Source organism: Janthinobacterium sp. SUN206, from assembly GCF_030587305.1.
Lineage (GTDB): Bacteria > Pseudomonadota > Gammaproteobacteria > Burkholderiales > Burkholderiaceae_D > Janthinobacterium > Janthinobacterium kumbetense.
Window position 1 is genome coordinate 588,100 of sequence record NZ_JAPWIB010000001.1, and the last position, 22,285, is coordinate 610,384.

The window sequence follows — 22,285 nt, forward strand, 5'->3', positions numbered from 1 at the left end:
CACTCATTTGTTTTTCAGCAAGAGCGTCTGCATGTAGCTGCCCGGAATCGCGTAGGTGATGCCGCTCGGGGCGCTGATGGCCGCTTCCTTGAGGCCCTTGACGTATACCATGTTGACGATGCCGTAGACGAGACCGGTCTCGGGATCGAACAGGGGGCTGCCGCTGCTGCCCGGATACGCCGTCGCGTCCAGCTGGAACACGGTGTACGGCGCCTTTTGCAGCTGCGCCAGGCGCCGGATGTCGAGGCGCTGCGCGTTTTCGCTGGGCATGACCACCGGCGTCAGCGATGACACGGTGGCGCGGTGCGTCACGTGGTGCAGCCCGAGCAAGGTGCCCAGCGGAAAGCCCGTAAACGCCATGGCCTGGCCTTCGCGCACCGTGGCCGCGTCGCCCAGCACCAGAGCGGGCAGGGGCGCGCCCGCCAGGCGCAGCAAGGCCAGGTCGTGTTCCGTATCGAGCGCCTGGACCCTGGCGGGGCGAAATTGCGCCGCCTCGCCCTGGCCCGTGAGGATGCCGATGACTTCGTTCGGATTGGCGTCGAGCAATTTCTGGATCACGTGGGCGCAGGTCAGCACGCTCAAGCCGTCGCCCGTCACGAAACCCGTGCCGATGAAATTCATCGGCGGCGTGCGCGTCTTTTGCAGGCTGCCCACGCCGACGATGGACGGCTTGATGCGCGCGATGGTTTGCGCCAGCGGCGCATCGGCGCGGCACGGCGCGCTGGCCAGGGCCAGGCAGAATAGGAGGGCGGAAAACAGGGTTGTCATGGCGGCGCGCTTTCTAGGTGGGGAGGTGGCGGGCAGGACGCGGGCTGCAGCAGCGCGCACAGCAGCATCAGATGGCACAGCAGGGCGAGGCGCGGCACGTCGAGCAGGCTGTCGAACAGGCCGACGACGAGAAAACCCAGCAGGGCGGCGGCGCAGGCCAGCGCGCCCGGCTCGCCCCGCGCGGCGCGGCGCAGCAGGCGCTGGCCGGCCACGGCCAGCAGGGCCAGCATGGTCAGTGCGCCGCACCAGCCCGTTTCCACCAGCAGATGCAGCGCCATGCTCTTGATATGCCACGGCAAGTGATGGTGGTCGCTGCTGAAAAACCAGTAATTGTTGGCCTGCGTAAAACGGCCGTTGGCGATCAGTTCCTCGCCGCCTAGCGCGCGCAAGCTCAGGTTGTCGACGTCGAGCACGGACGAGGCGGCCGTGCCGCTGACCGCCAGTTCCAGCTGCACGGGCGGGCGCAGCAGCCAGGCGCCCGTGCCCAGCCAGGCGCTGTCGAACGGCACGTCATAGTGTTGCCAGGCCGCCGGCGGATTGCCGGGCGGGGGCGGGCGCAGGCGCAGGGGGATTTCCACGCAATTTTGTGCATACAACAATTGCCGCTGGCACAGCCGCACCTGCAGCACGGGCATGGGGCCGCTTCTGCGCACATCGAGCGCCAGGGTGTAGCGCGTGGCCGGTTGCACGCGCAGGCGTTGCAGCAGCCGCAGCAGTTCGCCATAGCCGGCGCTGTAGCCGGGACTGGCCAGGCGCACATAATAATTGCCGGGCGCATCCCTGTCCTCGGCATACGCGATGCTGGCCGGTACCTCGCGCCCCGGATTGTGCCAATAATAGGTGGCGGGAAAGCTGCCGCTGCCCATGCCGAACAGGCGGTTGCCCCAGTCGGGCGGCTGCATGGCCAGCACTTGCCGCCAGTGGCGCAAGCGGCCCTGCATGTCGAAGGCCGTGGTGGCGAAGCGTTCGGTGGCGTAATAGCTGGCCGACACGGGGATGGCCAGCAACAGCAGGATGCCGGCCGCGCCCGCGATGCTCAGGCTGGCCCGATCCAGCCGCCACAGCGGCGGGTGCAAGCGTCCGTTGCACAGCATTAGCATGGCCAGCAGCACGACCAGGCCGGCCGGCAGCAGGGCGGGCGGACCGGCCCAGTGCCAGCCTATCCAGGCGAGATTGCATGCCAGCATGGTCCACGCCATCATCGCCAGACCCAGCCTGGCTGGCCCCTTGCCGCCGGCGCCGCCCGGCCACAAGGTGCCCGTCAGCAGCATGGCGGCCAGCAGGAACAGGAAATACGGGCCTTTCAGCCAGCCGGCCGTTGGCTGGCCGGCCGGCTCCGGCCACCAGGCGGCCAGCAGACCCTGCAGGCACAGCGCGCACAGCAGGCTGGCCGGCGCCAGGCGCCACGGCAAGGGCCGCGCCGCCAGCACGAAGCTGGCCGCGAGCAGGACGGCGGCGGCCAGCAAGCCCCGGTAGCCGGCCAGGCTGAACATGTACAGCAGCAGGGCGGTGCCCAGGCCGGCCAGCAGCAGCTTGAGCAAGATGCCCCGCACGGGCGGGCGGCCGCGCGCTTGCCGCCCCGCGCCGGGCGCCGTCCGCAGGGCTTGCCACAAGGCCAGCAGCATGGCCGCCGCCAGGGCCGCGTACAAGCCCCGTGAAAAGGTGGTGAACGCCGCGTGCAGGGCCAGGGCCAGCAGCAGCAAGGCCAGCGCCGCCTGCCAGCGGCTGCGCGTGCGCGCCAGCCACAGGCCAGCAAAGGGCAAGCCCAGGGCCAGGTAGCCGTCCAGCGCGGCGCCGCCCGTGTGCATGGCGGAAAACGGCGCCGTGATGCGGTAGTCGCTCGACAGGTTCAGCAGGCCGGGAAACACGGCCCGTTCCCACAGGGCGAACAGGGACACCATGGCCAGCCCGGCCAGCATGCCCGGCAGCGCGTAGCGGCGCAGGGCGAGCGGATGCGCGTCGCGCAGCAGCAGCGGCAACAGCAGCATGCTCCAGGCCCATGCCTTGCCCAGCCGCAAACTGTTGTAGGGGCTCAGATAATTGTCCCAGGCATTCAGGTCGAGCGGCGCCAGCGGCAGGACGCCGCGCAGCAGCGCCGCCAGCCAGGCCAGGCTGCACAGCAGCAAACATAGGCGGGCGGCGGGCGACAGCCGCGCCGCTGCCGGCTGGCTGGGTCCGCCCAGGCGCCAATAGCCGCAGGCCACCGTCAGCAACAGCAGCACGTCGATTTCTTCGAGGAAGAACCAGCCCGTCCACGGCGCCAGGTCCAGCACGGGCAGCAGGGCGGGCACGCAGAACAGCCAGCAGGCGGGACGCCAGCACAGCAGCAGGAAATACGCGGGCAGCAGGATGGCAAACAGCAGGCCGGGCCAGCCGTGGCCCAGCGGATAATGGCGCAGGGCCAGCATGCAGGCCGCGCCCGCCAGCAGGGCCAGCGGCCGCGCCGCCACGCCGGGCATGGCCGCTTGCACAGCCATGGCCTACAACTGGGTCAGCAAGGCCTGCGCCGCGGCCCGCTGCGGAAAGTCCTTGTTGGCGGCCAGCAGTTGTTCCAGTTGCTTGCGCGCACCGCCCTTGTCGCCCGATTTCGCCAGGGCCGCGCCCAGGTGGTACTGCACTTCGGGCGATGCGGGCGCCAGGCCCGCCGCCTTGCGCAGCAGCGTCGTGGCGCGCTTGACGTCGCCTTGCTCCAGCGCGATCCAGCCCAGGGTGTCGAGCACGGCGGCATTCTCGGGCGCCAGCTTCAGCGCCTGCTCGGCCGTGGCCAGCGCGCGCGGATCCTTTTCCTGCTGATACGCCCAGGCCAGGTCGTTCAAGGCCACCACGTTGCCCGCATCCTTGGCGACGACATACTGGAACTGTTCGATGGCGGCGCGGTATTGCTTGGCTGCCAGCCGGGTGCCTGCCAGGTAGGTGCGCGTCGGCAAGTCTTCCGGATGCTCTTTCAGCCACGCGGCCATGCGCGCATCGGCTTCGCGCTCCTGTCCTGACGCCTGCAAGGCGCGGTACAGCTGCACTTGCAAGGGGCCGATGGGACTGATGCCGAAGGCGTGCTGGTACAGCTTGACGGCTTGCTGCGGCAGCTTTTGTTCCATCAGCACGTCGCCTTCAAGCTTGTAGCCGGCCGCCAGCTTCGGCTGCTGTTCCTGCACTTGGCGCGCCACGGCCAGCGCCTCGCGCTGGCGGTTCAGGGTCAGCAGCATGGCCACTTCCACCACGCGCGCTTCCAGCAGGGCCGGATCGAGCGCCTGCGCCCGCTTGACGGCTTGCAGCGCATTGTGATGGTCGCCCAGCGCCATGTGCAGGCTGGCGATGCGCATCTGCAAGGGCGCCGACGTGCTCTGTATGCTGGCCAGCTTGATGTAGCTGTCGAGCGCGGCCGGCGCCAGGCCGGCGCTGTATTCCACCTGGGCGCGCAGGGCCAGCGCATCGGCGTCGCCCGGATGGCCCGTCTGCAGGGTGCGCGCCAGTTCCAGCGCCTTGTCGGGCGCGCCCGTCTTCAGGTAAAAGTTACTTAGCAGCAGGGCCGGCGCGACGGCGTCGGGATTGTCGCGGTGGGCCCGCTCGAGCCAGCGCCGCGCCTCGTCCGTCTTGCCCTGCGACGCGGCCAGCTTGGCCAGCGCCGCGCACAGGTCGGCATTTTTCGGCGCCTTCGCCAGCGCCCGCTCGAAGCGCTGCCTGGCTTGCTCCGGCTTTTTCTCGACCAGGTCGATCTGCGCCAGATTATTCAGCGCGGGCAGGTAGACCGGGTCCATGCCCAGCGCTTGCTCGAAGCTGGCGCGCGCGGCCGGCAAGTCGTGCAAGGCCAGGTAGACGCCGCCTTTCAGGTTCAGCAGCAAGGGATTCGTGCCTTTCTGTTGTTGCTCCATCATCTTGACGCTGGCCAGGGCCTTGTCGTTCTGCTTGTTGCGCAGCAAGGTCATCACCAGCATGGTGCCCGCCTGCGGCGTGCTCTTGTCGAGCATGCTGGCCCGTTCCAGTTCACTGATGGCGCGGCCGTTCTCGCCCTGGCCCAGGCGGCTGATGCCCAGCGCCGCGTGCAGCCTGGCCGTGTCCGGCGCCAGGATGCTGGCCTGTTCGAAATACGCTGTCGCCTTGTCGTACTGGCGCGCGCGCAAGTGGGCTTCGCCGGCCAGCGACAGCAATTCCACGTCTTCGGGGAAGGCGGCCAGCATCGGCTGCAGCAAGTCGATCGCCGCGTCGGTCTTGTTGCGCATCAATTCGATCGACGCCATCATCTTGACGGCATACAGGTGCCGCGGATACACGGCCAGGAAGCGCCGCAGGTAGCTTTCCGCCTGGGGCGGCGAGCCGAGCGCCAGTTGCACGGCGCCGGCCAGCAGGATGGACGGCATGTGGTCGGGCGCCGCCTTGAGCACCAGTTGCAAGCCTTGCAAGGCCGCCTTGTGCTTGCCTTCGCGGAAATCGAGCAGCGCCTGGGTTTGCAGCAAGCCCAGGCTGTTGGGCGCCGTCTTGCGCGCCGTGGCCAGCTGGGCCGCCGCTTCCAGGTAGCGGTTTTCCAGGATGTCGAGGTTGGCCAGGTCGATGTGCGCCTGGGTATTATCCGGTTTTATCTTGAGGATCTGCATGTAGGCGAGCCGCGCCGCACCATTCCTGCCTTGCAGGCGCAGCAGGTCGCCCTGCAGGCGCAAGGCGTCGAGGTTGGCGGGCGCGCCTTTCAACGCTTGCGCCAGCAGCAGCTCGGCCGCCGGCACCTGCTGCTGCAGCGCGGCCAGGCGCGCCAGGCCCAGCAAGGCTTCGAGCTGGTCCGGATGGGCTTCCAGCAGGCGCGCGTACACGGCGCGCGCCTCGTCCTGGCGGCCCAGGGCCAGCAAGGCGTCGCCGCGCAGGGCCAGCACGCTGGCGGGCTGCGCAGCATCGTCGGGGATCTCGGCCAGCACCTTGTCGAACTGGCCCAGCATCAGCCAGGCCTTGCCCAGCAATGGCATCACTTGCTGCGATGCCAGGCCCAGTGATTTTGCCTTGCGCAATTCTTTCTCGGCCGACAGCGCTTCGCCCGTGTCGATGTAGATGCTGCCCAGCAGCAAGCGCGCGGCCTTGTTGTCCGGCTCCTTTTGCAGCAAGTTCTTCAACTGGATGATGGCGGCGCGCGCTTCGCCTTTCTGGCGGTACTGCTGCGCGTCGGCCAGCAGGGTCTCGCTGCTCTGCGTGCCGTGGCAAGCCGTCAGCAGGGGCAGCAGCAGGGTGCAGCACAGCGCGGCGGCCGGCAGGCCGGGGAAAGGGCGGGGCAGGGAACGGGCCATGGAAGTCTCCGGTAGCGGCGTGCATGAGGGATCGGCATGACCTAGCTTAAAAAGATGGCCGCCGCTCTCCTTGATTGCGCTCAACAAGCCGCCGATTCTCCGCGCGCCTGCCGGCCGCCGCCCCGCGTTCCTTGTTCCCGCTCAAGAATGGCCGGACCGGCGACCGTAGAATTTCCCGGACGGCGATGCTCAGGCCGCAACCCTTCGGAGCACATGCATATGGACAGCAAGGCGGATAGCAAGGTGGATGGCAAGGCGGGCGTGGTGGCGGTGGTGGGGCTCGGTTATGTGGGCTTGCAGCTGGCCGTGGCATTCGGCATGCGCCAGCGCACGATAGGCTTTGACTTGTCGGCACGCAAGGTAGAAAGTTACCGGCGCCACATCGACCCGACGGGCGAAGTCAGCCATGAACAGTTGCTGGCGGCGCAAGGGCTGAGCGTCGGCTGCGATCCGGCCGAGCTGCAACTGGCCGATTTCATCGTCGTGGCCGTGCCCACGCCCGTCGACAGCGCGCACAATCCCGATTTCTCGGCCCTGGCCGGCGCCAGCGCGGCCGTCGGCCGGCACATGCGGCGCGGCGCCATCGTCATCTACGAGTCCACCGTGTATCCGGGCGCCACCGAGGAAATCTGCATCCCCCTCCTGGAACAGCATTCGGGCCTGCGCTGGAAGGAAGACTTTCATGTGGGCTTTTCGCCCGAGCGCATCAACCCGGGCGACCGCGACCATACCCTGCACAGCATCCGCAAGGTGGTCTCGGGCGACGACGCCGCCACCCTCGACAAGGTGGCCGCCCTGTATGAAGGCGTGGTCGAGGCGGGCGTGCACCGGGCGTCCAGCATCCGCGTGGCCGAGGCGGCCAAGGTGATCGAAAACACGCAGCGCGACCTGAATATCGCGCTGATGAACGAGCTGGCCATCATCTTCGACCGCATCGGCATCGACACGCTGGAAGTGCTGCAGGCGGCGGGCACGAAATGGAATTTCCTGCCGTTCCGTCCCGGCCTGGTGGGCGGCCACTGCATCGGCGTCGACCCTTATTATCTGACGCACAAGGCGGAAATGCTGGGCTACCACCCGCACGTGATCCTGGCCGGGCGCCGCATCAACGACGGCATGGCCAAGTTCGTGGCGGAAAAGACCATCAAGGAAATGGTGCGGGCAGGTTTCAAGCTGAAGGGAGCGCACGTGAACGTGCTGGGCCTGACCTTCAAGGAAAATTGCCCGGACTTGCGCAACTCGAAAGTGGTCGACATGATCCACGAACTGCAATCGTACGGCGTGCAGGTGCACGTGCACGACCCGGTGGCCGATGGCCGCGAAGCGCTGGAAGAATACGGCCTGACCCTGGAAAGCTGGGAGCAGCTGCCGCGGGCCGAGGCCATCATCAGCGCCGTCTCGCACCAGGCCCTGCTGGCGCGGCCGCTGGCGGATTTCCAGACCAAGGTGCTGGAAAACGGTTGCTTCATCGATATCAAATCGCATTTCGATCCCCGTCCGCTGGAAGACGGCGGCTTGCACGTGTGGCGGCTGTGATGGCGGCCGGTGCCTTCGAGCGGGCGGCGGGCGCGGCGCAAGGCGCCCCCTCTGGCGCTCCCACTGGCCTTATCGCTGGCGGCCCGGCTGCCGGCGCGTACGCGCTGGCCTGCGCACGGCTGGCGCAGGCGCCGCACCGCTGGCTGGTGACGGGCGTGGCCGGCTTCATCGGTTCGCACTTGCTGGAAACCCTGCTGAACCTGGGGCAGGAAGTGCGCGGCCTCGATAATTTCATGACGGGCCACCGCCACAACCTGGAGCAGGTGCGCGCCAGCGTGGGCGAGCAGGCGTGGCGGCGCTTCACCTTCATCGAAGGCGACATCCGCGACCCGCAAGCGTGCGCGTGCGCGTGCGGAGCAGGCGACGGCATGGCCGGTTTTGCCAGCATGGCCGGCATGGCAGGCGCAGGCGGCGTCGCAGGTGCAGGTGCAGGTGCCGACATCGCCAGTATCGGCGCCGCTCATGCCGCTCATGCCGGTCATGCCGGGCACCATGCGGGTCATGCCGCCGGTGCAAGCGACGGCGGCGAACCTCCGGACGGCCGTGCAGGTCCGGACGATCCGGACGGTCCCGGCGCCGGTGACGGCGTTGCCGTCGACTATGTGCTGCACCAGGCGGCGCTCGGTTCCGTCTCCCGTTCGCTGGAAGACCCGCTGCTTTGCCACGCCGTCAATGTCAGCGGCTTCCTGAACATGCTGGCCGCCGCGCGCGAGGCGGGCGTGCGGCGCTTCGTGTATGCCGCTTCCAGCGCCACGTACGGCGACCATCCGGACTTGCCGAAAGTGGAACAACACATCGGCGCGCCCCTGTCGCCGTACGCCCTGAGCAAATATGTCAATGAACTGTATGCGCAAGTGTACGCGCGCTGCTACGCCATGCAGACGGTGGGGCTGCGCTACTTCAATGTCTTCGGTCCGCGCCAGGATCCGCTGGGCGCCTACGCGGCCGTCATTCCCCGCTGGATCGCCGCCATGCTGGACAACGAGGCCGTGCTCATCCACGGCGACGGCGCCACCAGCCGCGACTTTTGCTTCGTGCACAACGCCGTGCAAGCGAATATCCTCGCCGCCACCGGTACCGACCCGGCGGCTGTCAACCAGGTCTACAACGTGGCCGTCAACGCCCGCACCAGCCTGACGCAGCTGCACGCCACCATGCAGCAGATGCTGCTTGCCGCCCGCCCGCAGCACGTGCCGCAGGCGCCGCAGTACGGCGAGTTTCGCGCCGGCGACGTGCGCCATTCGCAGGCGGACATTGCCAAGGCGGCCCGCTTGCTCGGCTATGCGCCCACGCACGACCTGGCGCAAGGCTTGCGGCACACCATCGCCTGGTATGTGGCGCAGGCGGACGGGGCTTGAAAAACACGCTGGCCAGGCAGGCACGTGCCGGCCGCGCTTGCGGCGCGCGCGCAGGCGGCCGGCGGAGTCCGAGTCCGGCACTGGTCATCGGCAACTTTTCATTGCCAGATATGCATGCCGACATACATATCAGATACAGATACCCGATACCCACATCAGATACCCATACCAGATATGTCGACCAGATGCCCATGCCAGATGCGCAGGCTCGCTATCCGTCCTGCCGCCTGGCCGCGAGACCGCGAGACCGCCAGACCGATTGGTGCCCGGTGCCTGGCGTTCAGCGTTGCGTGGGCGGCGCTGTCGGCGTTGCTGACGTTACTGTTGACGTTGTTGCTGACGCTGTCGGTGAGGGCGGCTCGGGTACGCCGTCGCTCTTGCTGCGTAGAACCCTTGGCGTGCCCCGAAAGTCGGCCGTATGCAGGGTGACGGGACGGCGCCAGACGCGGGCGATGTACGCCAGCACCTGTTCCGCCCGCTCCAGGTCGAGGCCGCGCCCATCGCGCAGGTGGTCGTGGCGCAGCACCAGGCTGCCGTCGTCGTTGAGCAGGGTGACGGCGATGCACGGTGCGCCATAGTTGTATTTGGGCGCCAGGATGGCTTCGCGGATGACCCGCAAGTCGCGGCTGGCCAGCCGTGTTTCGCCGTCGCGGCGGCTTTCATGCACGAACAGGCCCAGGCGGTCAGCCAGTTCGGCATCCAGATAGTTGCGAATAAAACTGCAGTCATCGTCGTCGCGGCAAATCTGGCGCGCCCGCGCCAGTCCTTCGCGCTCGATGATGTGTTCCCACATGCAAAAGCCCAGGTGATAGGGGTTGACGGCCAGCGCCTGCTGGTGCTCGCCCGCGTAAGGACGCACCACGTCGGAGTGCGACTTGAGGGCCGCCAGGTACAGGGCCGGCGGCAGGAAATCCGCTTCGCGCAGCAGCCGCGCATGCCAGTACGAGGCCCAGCCTTCGTTCATGATCTGGCAGGCGTACACGGGATAGAAGTAAAACGACTCTTCGCGCACGGCCAGGAAAATATCGCGTTCCCAGTCGGCCAGGTCCGGCCCATGTTGCGCGATGAACCAGAGTAAATCGTATTCGGGCTGCGGCGGCAGGAGCGGGCGCTGCGTCACGCGCGCCCGTGCCGTCTCGCGCGCCGCCAGCGCGGCCGCTTCGCCGGGCAGGCGCCGGTAGCGTCGTGCAAACGGGTCGTCTCCCCCGGCGCCGCCACGCCTGCCGGCGACACCGGCCGGTCCGGACAGCGCGGCATAGGGCGGGCGGTGCAGCTCGGCGTGGATGTCCACGTGCTGCTCCAGCGCCAGTGCCGCGTCGAGCACGGCTTCCACCTGTTCCTGCCCGTGCCGTTGCAGCGCCATTTCCAGACGTTGCGCCCGCGCCGCGCTCTGTTCCAGGATATGCTGGCCCGCCATGACGCCGAAACGCAGGAACAGGGCGTTGCGGCTGGCGAAATCGGCGTGGCCCAGCACGTGGGCCGTGACGAGGGTGTTTTCCGCCACGGAATTGTGTTCGGCCATGTAGGCATGGCAAGGGTCGCCGGGAAACATGACTTCGAACATATGCGAGTTGCCCATCTTTTGATGCACGAGCTGGTGGATGTAGCGCACGCCGAACGACCAGTGGCGCATGCGCACGGGCAAGCCATAGATGGCGATTTCGGCCATGAAACTGTCCGGCACCAGCTCGAACTCGACGGGGGCGAACGCCAGCCCCAGTTGCCGCGCCAGCGCTTCGATGCGCGCCGCGTAGCCGTCCAGGCCAATTGTGTTCGCCGTGTCCGCTGTATCGGCCATATCGGCCGTGTCGGCGTGGCGCGGGGCGTCATGCCGCGTCATGCCGCATCCTCCGTATCGGCCGCCTCGTGCCGGAAAAAGGTGCGGATGGCTTCCCACACGTCGTCGCTCTTGCCGAGGATGCTGCTGTGCAAGGGCAAGCCGCGCCGTTCCTGCTCGGCGAACAAGCTGTGCATTTCGGTTTCCAGGCTGCGCGGCACGCCGGGCACGGTTTCCACATAGCCCATATAGTTGAGCAAACCGGCCAGTTCGCCCAGGGCCGCGCTGGCCGGCCCCCGGTCTTCGCTGAAATTTTCGCCATCGGAGGCATAGAACAGATAGGCGTTGTAGCGGCCCGGCGCGTAGTGTTCCTGCAGCAATTCGCGGCTCAGGCGAAACGCGGTGGACGCCATGGTGCCGCCCATGCCATTGACCTGGAAGAACTCGGCTTCGGAAAATTCCCAGGCCCGCGTCGTATGGGCGATAAAGCGCGTTTCCACGCGCGCATACCTGCGACGCAAGCCTTGCAAGGCAAAGAAAAAGAACGATTTGGCCAGCTTGCGCTCTGGCTGCGCCATGCTGGCCGACACGTCCAGCACGAAAAACACGACGGCGTTCGTGCTGGGCCGGGGTTGCGGCAGCACCTGGCGGTAGCGCAAGTCCTCATTGGTAAAGGGCACTGGCTGCGCTTGCAGGGCGCGCCGCTTGATGGCTTCCTTGACGGTGCGCCGCCGGTCCAGCCGCGAACGGGCGCCATGCCGATCCAGGCCGCTACGCACGAGCCGCACGTCGTCGATGGCGCCCAGGTGGCGTGGCGTCAGGTGCGGCAATTCGAAGGCGTCCCACAGCCAGTCGAGTATGTCGTCGATGGGAAACTCCAGCAGCAGGCGCACGGCCCCCTCGCCATCGCCGCCGTCACCTTGCGTGCCGGCCCCGCCCGTGGCGGCGGGCCGGGCCGGGCGCAGGATATCGCCGGGCTGGCCGTCCCCCTGGCCCGCGCCCAAGCTGCTGCGCGCGGGCGCCAGGCGGAAACGCGCATGTTCGAGCAGGCGCATGGGCACTTGCACCGTGCGCTGCTGCGGTCCGCCGATCAGGTCGGGCGTGGCGACCAGCTCGGGCAAGTGCGCCTGCACGGCTTCGCGCACTTTCTGGTTGTGGCGCAGCCAGTCGCGCGCGCCGCGCGAGAACAGCGCATACCAGGGCCGGGCCAGGGCTGGCGCGCCACCCGCCGCCGCCGCGCCTGTGGGGTCCGTGGAATCCCCCCAGGCCGGATGGCCATCCTGTGTGCCGCTGGCTGGCGTCGTGGTGGCGGCCATGGCTATTCCTGCGCCAGCAAGGTGGTCACGTAGTTGAGCGCTTCGCGCGCGCTATGGGCGTCATAGCCGTATTCGTCGACCAGGCGCTGCTCGACGGCGGAGATCCTGGCCCGCACGTCGTCGTCGGGCCGCTTGGCCGAGCCGACGAGGCGCAGCACGTCGCGCCGCTGCTCGAACAGGTATTGCTGGATGGCGTCGTGCAATGGCGCATGGCTGGCCAGGCCAAACGCTTCGCCCCGCTTGAAGGCGCTCATGGCCTTGCGCACCACTTCTTGCCGGAAAGATTGCTTGCCCGAGTCGCTGATGTGAATTTTCTCTTCCACGGCGCGCAGGAAGCGCTCGTCGGGACGGCGCTCTTCGCTGGTGATGGGATCGCGGATCTGGCGGTTGTCGAGCATGGCTTCGACTTCATCGAGATATTTGTTCAGCAAGTCTTGCGCTTCTTGCTCGAATGACACGAACAAGGCCTTGTGCACGTCGGCCTTGACCCAGCGGTTATAGAAATCCTTGCGCGTGAGCACCAGGTAATCGACCCATTTGCGCTTGCGCCGGGGTTCGATGCGCGCATCGTTTTCGATGCCGTCTTTCAGGGCCAGCAGCACGTCCATGGTGGACAGGCTGTTGCGCTGGGCGGAAATGATGGCGTGCGACAGGGCATTGATGACGAAGCGGGGCGACACGCCCGACAGGCCCTCGTCGGGCGACTTGTCGCGCTCGCGCATGCGGCGCAGGTCGGCCGGCTGCAAGTCGTCGACATCTTCGTTCGCGTAGATGCGCAGTTTCTTGACCAGCTCGGCCTCCTTGTCCTCGCCCTCGGGCATGCGGCTGAGGATGGCAAACACGGCCGCCGCATGCAGCACGTGCGGATCGAGGTGAACGTCGCGGAAGGCGGGCGCGGCCGCCAGGATTAGCTTGCGGTAAATGCGCGCTTCTTCGCGGTAATTGAGCGTATAGGGCACTTGCACGATGACCATGCGGTCGAGCAGCGCCTCGTTTTCGCTTTCTTGCAGGAATTTGCGGAATTCGGCCAGATTCGTGTGCGCGAGGATGGTTTCGTCGAGGTAGATCAGGGGGAAGCGCGACACCTTGACATTCTTTTCCTGCGTCAAGGTCAGCAGCAAGTAGAGGAATTCCCGCTTGACCTTGAGGATTTCGATCATTTCCAGCATGCCGCGGCTGGCCGCATACACGGCGCCGGACCACGACCAGGCGCGCGGATCGCCTTCGTCGCCGTATTGCGCCACTTTCGACAGGTCGACGGAACCGACCAGGTCGGCCAGGTCGGCCGTCGTGGGATCGTGCGGCGCATACGTGCCGATGCCGCAGCGGCCCGCCTCGGACAAATGGATGCGCTCGACGGGCATGCGCAGGAAGTCGCCCGCATACTGCTCTTCCAGGCGGGCGCGGCAATGTGGGCACAGTTCGCCCTGCAGCTCGGCATCATAGCTGGCGCGAAAGTCGGCGCGCATGCTGTGCGGCACCAGGTGCAGCGGCGATTCGTGCACGGGACAGCCGGCGATGCCGTACAGCGCGCCTTCGCTGCTGTGGCTGTACTCTTCCAGGCCCCGCTTGAGCAGGATCACCATGGTCGACTTGCCGCCCGATGGCGGGCCAAGCAACAGCAACATGCGGCGGCCCACTTCGGAGCCGGCGGCGGCCGCCTTGAAGTAGGCGGCGACCCGGTCGATCGCCTCGTCGATGCCGAACAGCTCGTCGTCGAACAGGCGGCAGCGGAAGCGTCCGTTGCCGTCGGTCTGGCCATTCCAGCGCATCATGTCCCACAGGTACCGGTGCGCGCTGCGCGTCAGCAGTGCGGCGCGGCCGGGCAGGATTTGCTCGAGGAAGTCGGCAAAACTGCCGCGCCAGGGCGTGATGCGGTGTTTTTCCGCCCAGGCCGCCATGCCGTGCACGAAACCCGCATGCTGGGCCGCGCCACCGGCGTCCGTCGCATTGTCGGCGGCTGTATTGGCGCCGGCTGAGGCCGCTGCCGCAGGGGCGTCGTCGGATTGGCGTGTCATACCAGGGCTCGTTATTGCAGGGCTCGTCATTGTTTCCCCATCCTTGCTGTTGCTGGCGTTGCTGCCGTGGAGCAGGCCCGGTTCCAGCCTGTCGGCCAAGTATACGGCGGCGCCTCTGCCCGCACGCCTGATCCCGCTCAACCTTGACGAGGGAACTATTTTTGTACTCGCTGGCCCCCATTGGGGCAGGGCAGCCTGGCATCCGCGCGGTTCAATCCAGATCAATACCGGCCCGCGCAGCGCGTCCACACTGGAAGCTTGCGGCGACCCACGAGGAGAACACGATGATAGGCAACGAGAATGGTTTCAGCGCCCCGCCCGGCAGCAGCGGCAGGGGACAGAGCGCGGATGATGAAGAGGCCGTCGGCCAGTTTTCCGTCCCCGGCGAAGACGACAATACGATCGAGAGCGCGTCCGTCGCGGATGTGCCCGACGCCCTGAGCGGTGTCAGCATGGAATTGCTGGAAATCAAGCGCAGCATCGAGGATGGCATGCGGCAAAGCATCGCGCAAGCGGGCGGCGCGCGCGCGGCCGACGCCTTCAGCGACAGCGGCAATATCCAGGGCGTGTCCATCGGCCTGGGCGAGGGCGCCAGCGACAGCTCGTCCGGCGAGCCGGGCTTGCCGGCACTGACCCTGTACGTGGCCGAGCCCACTTCCGTCGACCGGGCCAAGGCTGCCATCGTGGGGGCCATGGGCGTGCGCGCCGTGGCCAGCGACAAGGTGCCCGTCAACATCGTCGTCACGGGCGTGATCGATGCGCAGCCCCACCGTTTCCGCCTGCGCCCCGCGCCGGGCGGCGTGTCGGTCGGGCATTTCCGCATCACGGCCGGCACCATCGGCTGCCTGGCCGTGGGGCGCAGCGCGCCGCGCAACAGCCGCCTGATGATTCTTAGCAATAATCACGTGCTGGCCAATTCCAACGGCGGCGTGTTCAACGATTGCATCGTGCAGCCTGGCCCCATCGACGGCGGCCGCTGCCCGCAAGACCAGGTGGCCGTGCTCGAACGCTTCGTGCCCATCAATTTCAGCGGCGGCGTCAACTTTGTCGATTGTGCCACCGGCTGGGCCTGGCCAGACAGGGTGCGTCCCGAACTGGTCTACCTGAGCGGCGGCGTGCCCGCGTACTTCCGCATCAGCAATGCGCTCGTGGCGCCCGCACTGGGCATGATGGTCGGCAAGTCCGGGCGCACGACGCAATTGACGCAGGGCCGCATCACGGGCCTGGGCGCCACCATCAACGTCAATTACGGCGGCGGCAGGATCGCGCTGTTCCAGGACCAGATCGCCATCACGGGCGTCAGCGGGGCGTTCAGCGCGGGCGGCGATTCCGGCTCGTCCATCTGGACCTGGAACCAGCAGCGCAATCCCGTCGGCCTGCTGTTTGCCGGCGGCGGCAACATCACGTTTGCCAACCAGATGCGGCGCGTGGTGGTGGCGCTCGACATCAATTTGTACACCTGAGCACACTTTAGGAGCCGGCGGGGCGGCCCCGCGCCGCCTTGCCTGACGCTGTTTTTTGCACGATGACGATCTTGCTTAAGTATTGCTCAAGTCTTGCGCAAGGCCGGCTGTCGCGCATGGTCTTGGCCGGCGAAGCGTGCTGCAGCGCCGGTTGGCCGGGTGTATCATGCAAGGCATCGGGAGGGTTTGTCATATCAGGAGGGTGTGTCATGTCAAACAGTAAGTTCGCACAATCGCCATATGCCGTCTTCGAGGACGCCGCCATGCCGTATTTGCCGGATGCCCCCCCTGGACAGGGCCCGGGACACCATGCCCAGGCTGCGCCGCAGGGCCGCCTGGAAGCGGCCAGGCGGCGCAACGAGCGGGCGCTGATGGCCATCGACGGCGTGGAAGGCGTCAGCCTGGGGCAGACGGCCGTGGGCAAAGAAGCGCTCGTCGTGTATCTGCGCGACTCGTCCGTCAAGCGGCGCGTGCCGTTGCAGGTCGAGGGTTATCCGGTGGAAACGAGCATCACGGGCCAGATCGATATCCAGCGCCGCTAGGCCAGCCAGCCTGGCGGCGGGGGCCTCCGGCCGCGGATGGCGGCGGCGGAAGGCCTGTCGCCAGGCCTTCCGTGTTTACTATCAGCCTGGACTCAGGCGGCCGATCGCTGCGGCCACGCCCGCGCCATAGGCGGGGTCGCACAGGGTGCAGTTGCCGATGTGGCGTTGCTTGACTTGCTCCGAGGCGCCCGAGATGGCGCGCGCCGTGTTGTCGAACAAGGCTTGCTGCTGCGCCGCGGTCATCAAGCGGAACAGGGCGCGCGGCTGCGAATAGTAATCTTCGTCGACGCGGTGATTCCAGTGGTCGGCCGCGCCTTCGATGCTGAGCGGCGGCTCGCGGAAATCGGGCTGCTCGGCCCATTCCTGCTCGCTGTTCGGTTCATAGCCCAAGGTTCCGCCCTGGTTACCGTCGACCCGCATCTGGCCATCGCGGTGATAGCTGTGGAACGGGCATTTCGGCGCGTTGACAGGGATGTGGCTGTGGTTGACGCCGAGGCGGTAGCGCTGCGCGTCGCCATACGAGAATAGCCGGCCTTGCAGCATCTTGTCCGGTGAAAAGCTGATGCCGGGCACCACGTTGGCCGGATTGAAGGCCGCTTGCTCCACTTCCGCGAAATGGTTGTCGGCATTGCGGTTCAATTCCAGCACGCCCACCTCGATCAGCGGATAGTCGCCGTGCGGCCACACTTTCGACAGGTCGAACGGGTTGAGGTGATACGTGCCTGCCTCTTTTTCCGGCATGATCTGCACGTACAGCGTCCAGCGGGGGAAATCCTTGTTTTCGATGCTTTCATACAGGTCGCGGTGCGAGCTTTCGCGGTCCTTGCCCACCAGTTCCTCGGCTTCGGCATCCGTCAGGTTCTGGATGCCTTGCTGGGTTTTAAAGGTGAACTTGACCCAGAAACGCTCGTTTTGCGCATTCAGGAAGCTGAAGGTATGGCTGCCGAAGCCGTGCATGTGGCGGAAGCTGCGCGGCAAGCCCCGGTCGCTCATCACCACCGTCACCTGGTGCAGGGCTTCCGGCAGCGAGGTCCAGAAATCCCAGTTGCTGTTGGCGTTGCGCAAGCCCGTGCGCGGGTCGCGCTTGATGGCGTGATTCAAATCGGGAAATTTCAAGGGGTCGCGCATGAAAAACACGGGCGTGTTGTTGCCGACCAGGTCCCAGTTGCCTTCTTCCGTATAAAACTTCAGCGCGAAGCCGCGGATATCGCGTTCCGCGTCCGCCGCCCCCCGTTCGCCCGCCACCGTGGAAAAGCGCGCGAACATCGGCGTTTGCTTGCCCACTTCGCCAAAGATTTTCGCCCGCGTGTAGCGCGTGATGTCGTGCGTGACGGTAAATGTGCCGTGCGCGCCGGAACCCTTGGCATGCATGCGGCGCTCGGGGATGACTTCGCGGTCGAAGTGGGCCAGCTTTTCCAGGAACCACACATCTTGCAGCAGGGCGGGGCCGCGCGGGCCGGCCGTCTGGATGTTCTGGTTATCGACTACGGGCGCGCCAAAGGCGGTGGTCAGCTTTTTCATTGGACTCTTTCTTTATAGGGGAGGTCAACGGACGAGCCAGGGCCTACCCAAACACTGGCTGGGCTGAGCGTGTGCGACGTGCTCACCGAGGCTGGTCCAGAGTAACAAATTTCTAAAAAGCAAATTCAGTGTAATCCATTTCGGAGCCGGCAACAGCCCCGCCGCGTCCGGGGAAGCGGCTTGCCCATCATAGCCTCTCGGCCTTGTCCAGCCCAACACGATTGACCTGGCGCAAAGCGCAGCGTGATTTCCGACGTATTGGCGATAGGTATTGGCGGTATCAGCGATATTGGGCCCAGTTCGCCCGCAGCCACGTCAGCACGGCGGCATGGCCGCGTATGTCGGCGGGCAAGTGGCGCTGGATCAGGCGTTCGCATTTCAAGGCCGTCGCCAGGCTGCCGCCGGACCAGCTGTTGCAGCTGTACAGCACTTCATACCATTCGTGGCGGTTCAGCAGGCTGCTGTCGGGGATGCCGCGCTGCGCCGGGTCGTCGCCGGCCGCCGGGCCGTCCGGATAGCTGAACTGCAAGTCGCTCTTTGTCATGGGGCCCAACCGGTGATCTGCCATGCCTGCCTCGCGATAAAATTGTGCGCGAACAGCTGTCCGTGCCAGGCAAGCTTATGCCACCGGCAAGCATTCCATTTGGCAATATGGGCCGGCCTTGACCTGGCTTAAAACTTGTTCCAGTTATTGTGCCGGTGCTCCGTCGCTTCCTTCATCAGGTGGCCGGCGCGCAGAGCGTCGTCCGCTTGCACCGTCATGGCCAGTTCCTGGATGGCGGGCGGGTATTCGTGGTGGGCCGCTTCTTCCAGCAATTCGCGGCCTTTCGCCAGGTCGCGCGGCACGCCGCGGCCTTCGCGGTAGGCGTTGTACAGCAGGAACATGGCGTGTGGATTGCCCAGCTCGCTGGACTTGTCCAGCCAGTGCGCGGCGGTCACGGCGTCTTTCGGTACGCCTTCGCCATTCGCCGCAAGCAAACCCAGCATCAGGGCCGCCTTCGCGTGGCCTTGCTGCGCCGCCTGGCGGTACCACAGCCAGGCCTGGGCCGGCGTGGCCGCGCGCAGCATCTGGCCCAGCTCAAAGGCCGCTTCCGTGTCGCCGGCGCGGGCCGCCTGTTCGAACAGGTTCAAGGCCTCGGCACGGCGTTCGGCGCGGGGCTGGTAAATCAGCGCCAGTTCGCGCTCGGCGACGGGCATGTCCTTGCCGGCCCAGCTGCGCACCTTGCGCTCGGCCTGGTGGTCGCCTGCCTGGCGCGCATGCATGGCGACGGCTTCGATTTCCGCCGCCGTGGGCGGTGGCGACGCCTGGCAAGCGGCCAGGACGGAGGCCAGCACGACGGCGGGCAGGGAGAGTGCGTGTTTCATTGTGATCAGCTTTCATCAAAACGGGCCGGAACTGGGCTTGTTCCGGCCCTCGAACCTTATTTGCTCAGGTCGATGCGGTACTTGGCAAAGCCGCTGGCGTCGAGTCCGCCTTCGGCCGCCACGTTGGTGATGCCGCTCGCCTGCGCCAGGGCCAGATGGCCGGGCGCCGAGCGCAGGATCACGGGACCGGCCGTGGCCGTCTTGACGAAGCTCCAGCTGCGCGCGCTGCCATTATTGGCCAGAGTCACCTTGCCGCCCTTGGTGCTGAGCGACGCCAGGTAGTTGCTGACCACGGCCTGGTTCGCATCGGGCGACTTGATGATGGTCTTGCTGCCATCGATACCCGGCACGGCGCCGCCGCCACCGGCGCGGTAATCGTTGGTGGCGACGATGAAATCATCGCCATCGGCCACTGGCGCACCCTTGTACGTGAGGTTGACGATGCGGCTGCCCGGCTTTTTCGTCACGTCGATCTGGTACGTCAGCGCATTGTTTTCCGCGTAGAACACGTCATAGTTATAGATCGTGCCATACGACGGCACCAGGTCTTGCTCGGCGCTGCTGGCCGGGTCGATCTGGTTGAATTGTTTGGCCGACGTTTCCAGCCAGGCTTTCAAGTCCGCGCCCTTGATCTTCACGGCTTGCAGGTTGTTGTTGCTATATAAATACAGGTCGCCCGGATTGCGCACTTGCAAGCCGACCGGCGCGGCCGGGGAGGCGCCTGCCGCCACGTCCGTGAAGTCCGATGGCCCGTTGCGGCCCGCCTTGAATGGCGCGCTGCAGGAAATGACGGGGATGTTCTTGTAGCTGGACAAGGTGGCATCCGTGCTGGTGGCGATGAAATTTTTCACGTAATCGAGCTGCGCCTGGTTCACCAGCTGGATGGCGCTGACGTCGCCCACCAGTGCGAAGTAGGCGGACATCTCGAAATCCGTGCTGATGCCCAGTGGTTGCTTGGCGTAGGCGATGGTGGCCGCGTGCTCCGTGGCGACCAGCGGGGCGATGGCCGGGTCGGCGTTCACGAGGGTCTTGCCATCCAGGTATTTGAAGCCGCGCGATTCCACCGTCGTCTTGGCCGGCTGCACCACCCACTTGCCGCCCTGGTAGGCCATGGTCAGCTTGATGATGCCCAGGCGGCGGCCCCAGCTTTGCGCCATGACGGTGGGCACGCCGTTCACAAAGCCGTTGACGGCGTCGATCTTCGCGCTGGCGGGGAAGGCGGCAAACGAGGCATCCAGGGCGGCCGCGCCTTCTTCCTTGCCTTTCGGGAAGATCAAGTGCGAGTGGCCGATCATCAGCGCGTCGATGCCCGTGCTGGTCAGGTGATAGCTGCCGTTTTCCATCTTCGGGCTGTAGGGGCTGGTATCCAGGCCGCCGTGCGACAGGGCCACGACGAGGTCGGCGCCCTTGTTGCGCAATTCCGGCACGTATTGTTTCGCCGCTTCCTGCACGCCCGTCACGCTGACTTTGCCAGCGAGTACTTTCTGATCCCATTCGAGGATTTGCGGCGGCACAAAGCTCAGCACGCCCACATTGATTTTCACGGTCAGCTTGCTGCCGTCGGGCGCCGTGGCGGCGAAATCGCGGGGCAGCAGGGTGTAGGGCTGGAAAATCGGCTTGCCGCTGGACACGCCGACGACATTGCTCAGCACGGAAGGGAAGACGGGCGCGCCGCACGTGCCCGTCGGCTTGGCCACGCCGGGAATGCCGAAATCCGTGTTGGTGATCTGGCTCAGATAAGGCAAGCCGTAGTTGAATTCGTGGTTGCCCATGCCGCCCGCATCGTATTTCAGCGCGTTCATGGCCTTGTGCACGGCCAAGGTGCCGCTGCAAGGCACGGGCGCGGCCACGGCCTGCAGGTCGGCCAGCAAGGTGCCCTGGATGACGTCGCCATCGTCGAGCAAGACGTTGTTCGGATTTTCCGCGCGCGCCGCCTGGATCAGGGTCGACGTGCGTTCCAGGCCCAGGCTGGTGTCTTCGGCCAGCGCGTAATAGTTATAGCTGAGGACATTCGAGTGGATATCCGTGGTTTCCAGCAAGGCGACGGTGACCGTCGTGCCTTCGGGAATGGCCGGCGCCGTGTTCGAACTGCCGTTGCAACCGACGAGACCTGCACTTGCCAGCGCCGCCAGCATGATCCAATTTGTTTTCATTGCCGCCCTTAGAATGATTCAAAAGACGCGACTGTAACGCCGGCATATGACGCCACCATGACAGTGTGGCAGGGCGCATGGCGTCGTGCCGGCGCATCAATGCGCCGGCAGCTTTATCAACACCTCATTGCTGAAGTATGGTTCATCCTCCACCCAGAAAATATAGTCCAGGCCCAGGTAGTTGCGGGCAAAGTCGAGGACATCCTCGACCGAGTTTTTTTTCCCGGTGCGGGGATTGATCTGGCGCAGATTGCCGTCTTGCACGGCCATGCCTTTGACCAGATCGGCCGGGTAGTCCTTGATGAAGCCGTAGCTTTGGCCCATATGGCTTTTTCGATACGGCATCAGGTCGGGGCCGCCCACGCCCATATGCAGCGTTTGCGCTTGCGCAAACACGCTGCGCATATAACCCTTGTCGCTCCACGGAAGCCATTCACCTGGCAAAAAATTCAAATACACCATGGTATTGGTGTGAGGAAAGGCGCCGGCCAGCACCCGCATGTTTTCCTTGATGGCATCGACATACTGTTGCGGCTTGAAATCATCGGGAAAAATCGTATTTCCTTTACCGTCCTCGACGCCGATGTCGATCGAGCTTTCGCTGAAATTAATGCCCTCGATTTTTCCGTCGAATTCCTGGCCCAGCGCCCGGATCAAGCGCTGGTAACGGTCGCGCACCGGTTGTTCCCACATCTTTGGCGACCAGCCGTACTCATCATCCGTCACCGGTTTGTGCGGGTCGCGCTCCGGCGCCGAGAGCATGCTTTGCTTGATGATGCCGCCCTGGTAGCGAGGATCGCTGAGCAGATAGGCCGGCACATTATGGCGCGGCGTGAAGGATTTTTCCTGCAGTTGTATCCACAGTTTTTTGCCGATTGAATCGAGAAAGGCGATGTCGTGGCGGATCGCCGAAAAATCATACCGGTCCTGTTGCGGCTCCAGGCTGCGCCAGGTGTAGACGATTTGCGCGCCACGGAAGCGGGCATCGTTTAACGCTTTATCCGAGCGGATGTTTTCCCCGTTCAGTTCACGGTGACTAAAGTAAAGATAGTGCTGGATCGGCTTTTTTATGTCTGCGGCAATGGCGCTGCCCATCATCAAAACAAGTACGGCAAGACGCCTTATGGAGTTGCGCAAGAACATCGATTCCTTGGTGATTGTGAAAATTGAACTGTGGCAAGATGGAGTATCTTCACGCGCCATG

The 22,285-nt window shown here is 65.7% G+C and carries 15 protein-coding genes; 4 read left to right on the top strand and 11 right to left on the bottom strand.

Annotation, left to right across the window (positions count from 1 at the left end; translation table 11 throughout):
* Nucleotides 1–3: 3 nt before the first annotated feature.
* Genes O3300_RS02440 through prsT form a run of 3 tightly spaced genes read right to left on the bottom strand, consistent with a single transcriptional unit; the run spans nucleotide 4 to nucleotide 6,032 of the window.
* Complete coding sequence (locus tag O3300_RS02440) at nucleotides 4–768, bottom strand: serine protease (RefSeq protein WP_305051894.1); 765 nt, start codon at nucleotides 766–768, stop codon at nucleotides 4–6.
* Nucleotides 765–3,245, bottom strand: coding sequence for a hypothetical protein (locus O3300_RS02445; protein WP_305051895.1), 2,481 nt, complete (start codon nucleotides 3,243–3,245; stop codon nucleotides 765–767). The genes O3300_RS02440 and O3300_RS02445 overlap by 4 nt, the downstream gene beginning before the upstream one ends.
* A 3-nt stretch (nucleotides 3,246–3,248) precedes the next feature.
* On the bottom strand, nucleotides 3,249–6,032 hold the full coding sequence (prsT, locus tag O3300_RS02450) for an XrtA/PEP-CTERM system TPR-repeat protein PrsT (protein WP_305051896.1): 2,784 nt from the start codon (nucleotides 6,030–6,032) through the stop codon (nucleotides 3,249–3,251).
* 213 nt (nucleotides 6,033–6,245) lie between these two features.
* Between prsT and O3300_RS02455 the strand changes: the two genes are divergently transcribed.
* Both O3300_RS02455 and O3300_RS02460 read left to right on the top strand, forming a co-directional pair.
* Complete coding sequence (locus tag O3300_RS02455; protein ID WP_305051897.1) at nucleotides 6,246–7,568, top strand: nucleotide sugar dehydrogenase; 1,323 nt, start codon at nucleotides 6,246–6,248, stop codon at nucleotides 7,566–7,568.
* The gene (locus O3300_RS02460; RefSeq protein WP_369812257.1) at nucleotides 7,568–8,926 is read left to right on the top strand and encodes an SDR family oxidoreductase; all 1,359 of its coding nucleotides are present in this window, start codon (nucleotides 7,568–7,570) and stop codon (nucleotides 8,924–8,926) included. The genes O3300_RS02455 and O3300_RS02460 overlap by 1 nt, the downstream gene beginning before the upstream one ends.
* Nucleotides 8,927–9,206: 280 nt before the next feature.
* Here the strand turns inward: O3300_RS02460 and O3300_RS02465 are convergent, their stop codons facing one another.
* Genes O3300_RS02465 through O3300_RS02475 form a run of 3 tightly spaced genes read right to left on the bottom strand, consistent with a single transcriptional unit; the run spans nucleotide 9,207 to nucleotide 14,037 of the window.
* Nucleotides 9,207–10,766 (bottom strand): SpoVR family protein, encoded by a 1,560-nt coding sequence (locus O3300_RS02465; RefSeq protein ID WP_305051898.1) that lies wholly within the window; start codon nucleotides 10,764–10,766, stop codon nucleotides 9,207–9,209.
* Complete coding sequence (locus O3300_RS02470; RefSeq protein WP_305051899.1) at nucleotides 10,763–12,019, bottom strand: DUF444 family protein; 1,257 nt, start codon at nucleotides 12,017–12,019, stop codon at nucleotides 10,763–10,765. Before O3300_RS02470 ends, O3300_RS02465 begins: the two co-directional genes overlap by 4 nt.
* A gap of 2 nt (nucleotides 12,020–12,021) precedes the next feature.
* Nucleotides 12,022–14,037 carry a serine protein kinase gene (locus O3300_RS02475; RefSeq protein WP_305051900.1) on the bottom strand — a complete coding sequence of 672 codons (2,016 nt, stop codon included), beginning with the start codon at nucleotides 14,035–14,037 and terminating at the stop codon, nucleotides 12,022–12,024.
* A 284-nt stretch (nucleotides 14,038–14,321) separates the two neighbouring features.
* Between O3300_RS02475 and O3300_RS02480 the strand changes: the two genes are divergently transcribed.
* Both O3300_RS02480 and O3300_RS02485 read left to right on the top strand, forming a co-directional pair.
* Nucleotides 14,322–15,500 (top strand): hypothetical protein, encoded by a 1,179-nt coding sequence (locus tag O3300_RS02480; protein ID WP_289905039.1) that lies wholly within the window; start codon nucleotides 14,322–14,324, stop codon nucleotides 15,498–15,500.
* Nucleotides 15,501–15,709: 209 nt separating this feature from the next.
* Entirely contained in the window at nucleotides 15,710–16,042 is a 333-nt protein-coding gene (locus O3300_RS02485) for a hypothetical protein (protein WP_305051901.1), read from the top strand.
* A gap of 81 nt (nucleotides 16,043–16,123) precedes the next feature.
* On the opposite strand, the gene O3300_RS02490 is transcribed toward O3300_RS02485, so the two are convergent.
* From O3300_RS02490 to O3300_RS02510, 5 genes are all read right to left on the bottom strand, one after another.
* A complete protein-coding gene (locus O3300_RS02490) occupies nucleotides 16,124–17,563 on the bottom strand; it encodes a catalase (protein ID WP_305051902.1) in 1,440 nt (479 codons plus the stop codon).
* 280 nt (nucleotides 17,564–17,843) lie between these two features.
* Nucleotides 17,844–18,107, bottom strand: coding sequence for a hypothetical protein (locus tag O3300_RS02495; protein ID WP_251348811.1), 264 nt, complete (start codon nucleotides 18,105–18,107; stop codon nucleotides 17,844–17,846).
* Nucleotides 18,108–18,235: 128 nt separating this feature from the next.
* Nucleotides 18,236–18,928 (bottom strand): tetratricopeptide repeat protein, encoded by a 693-nt coding sequence (locus tag O3300_RS02500; protein WP_305051903.1) that lies wholly within the window; start codon nucleotides 18,926–18,928, stop codon nucleotides 18,236–18,238.
* 56 nt (nucleotides 18,929–18,984) lie between these two features.
* Nucleotides 18,985–21,081, bottom strand: coding sequence for a bifunctional 2',3'-cyclic-nucleotide 2'-phosphodiesterase/3'-nucleotidase (locus O3300_RS02505; RefSeq protein ID WP_305051904.1), 2,097 nt, complete (start codon nucleotides 21,079–21,081; stop codon nucleotides 18,985–18,987).
* 96 nt (nucleotides 21,082–21,177) lie between these two features.
* A complete protein-coding gene (locus tag O3300_RS02510; RefSeq protein WP_305051905.1) occupies nucleotides 21,178–22,284 on the bottom strand; it encodes a hypothetical protein in 1,107 nt (368 codons plus the stop codon).
* Between the last annotated feature and the right edge of the window lies 1 nt (nucleotide 22,285).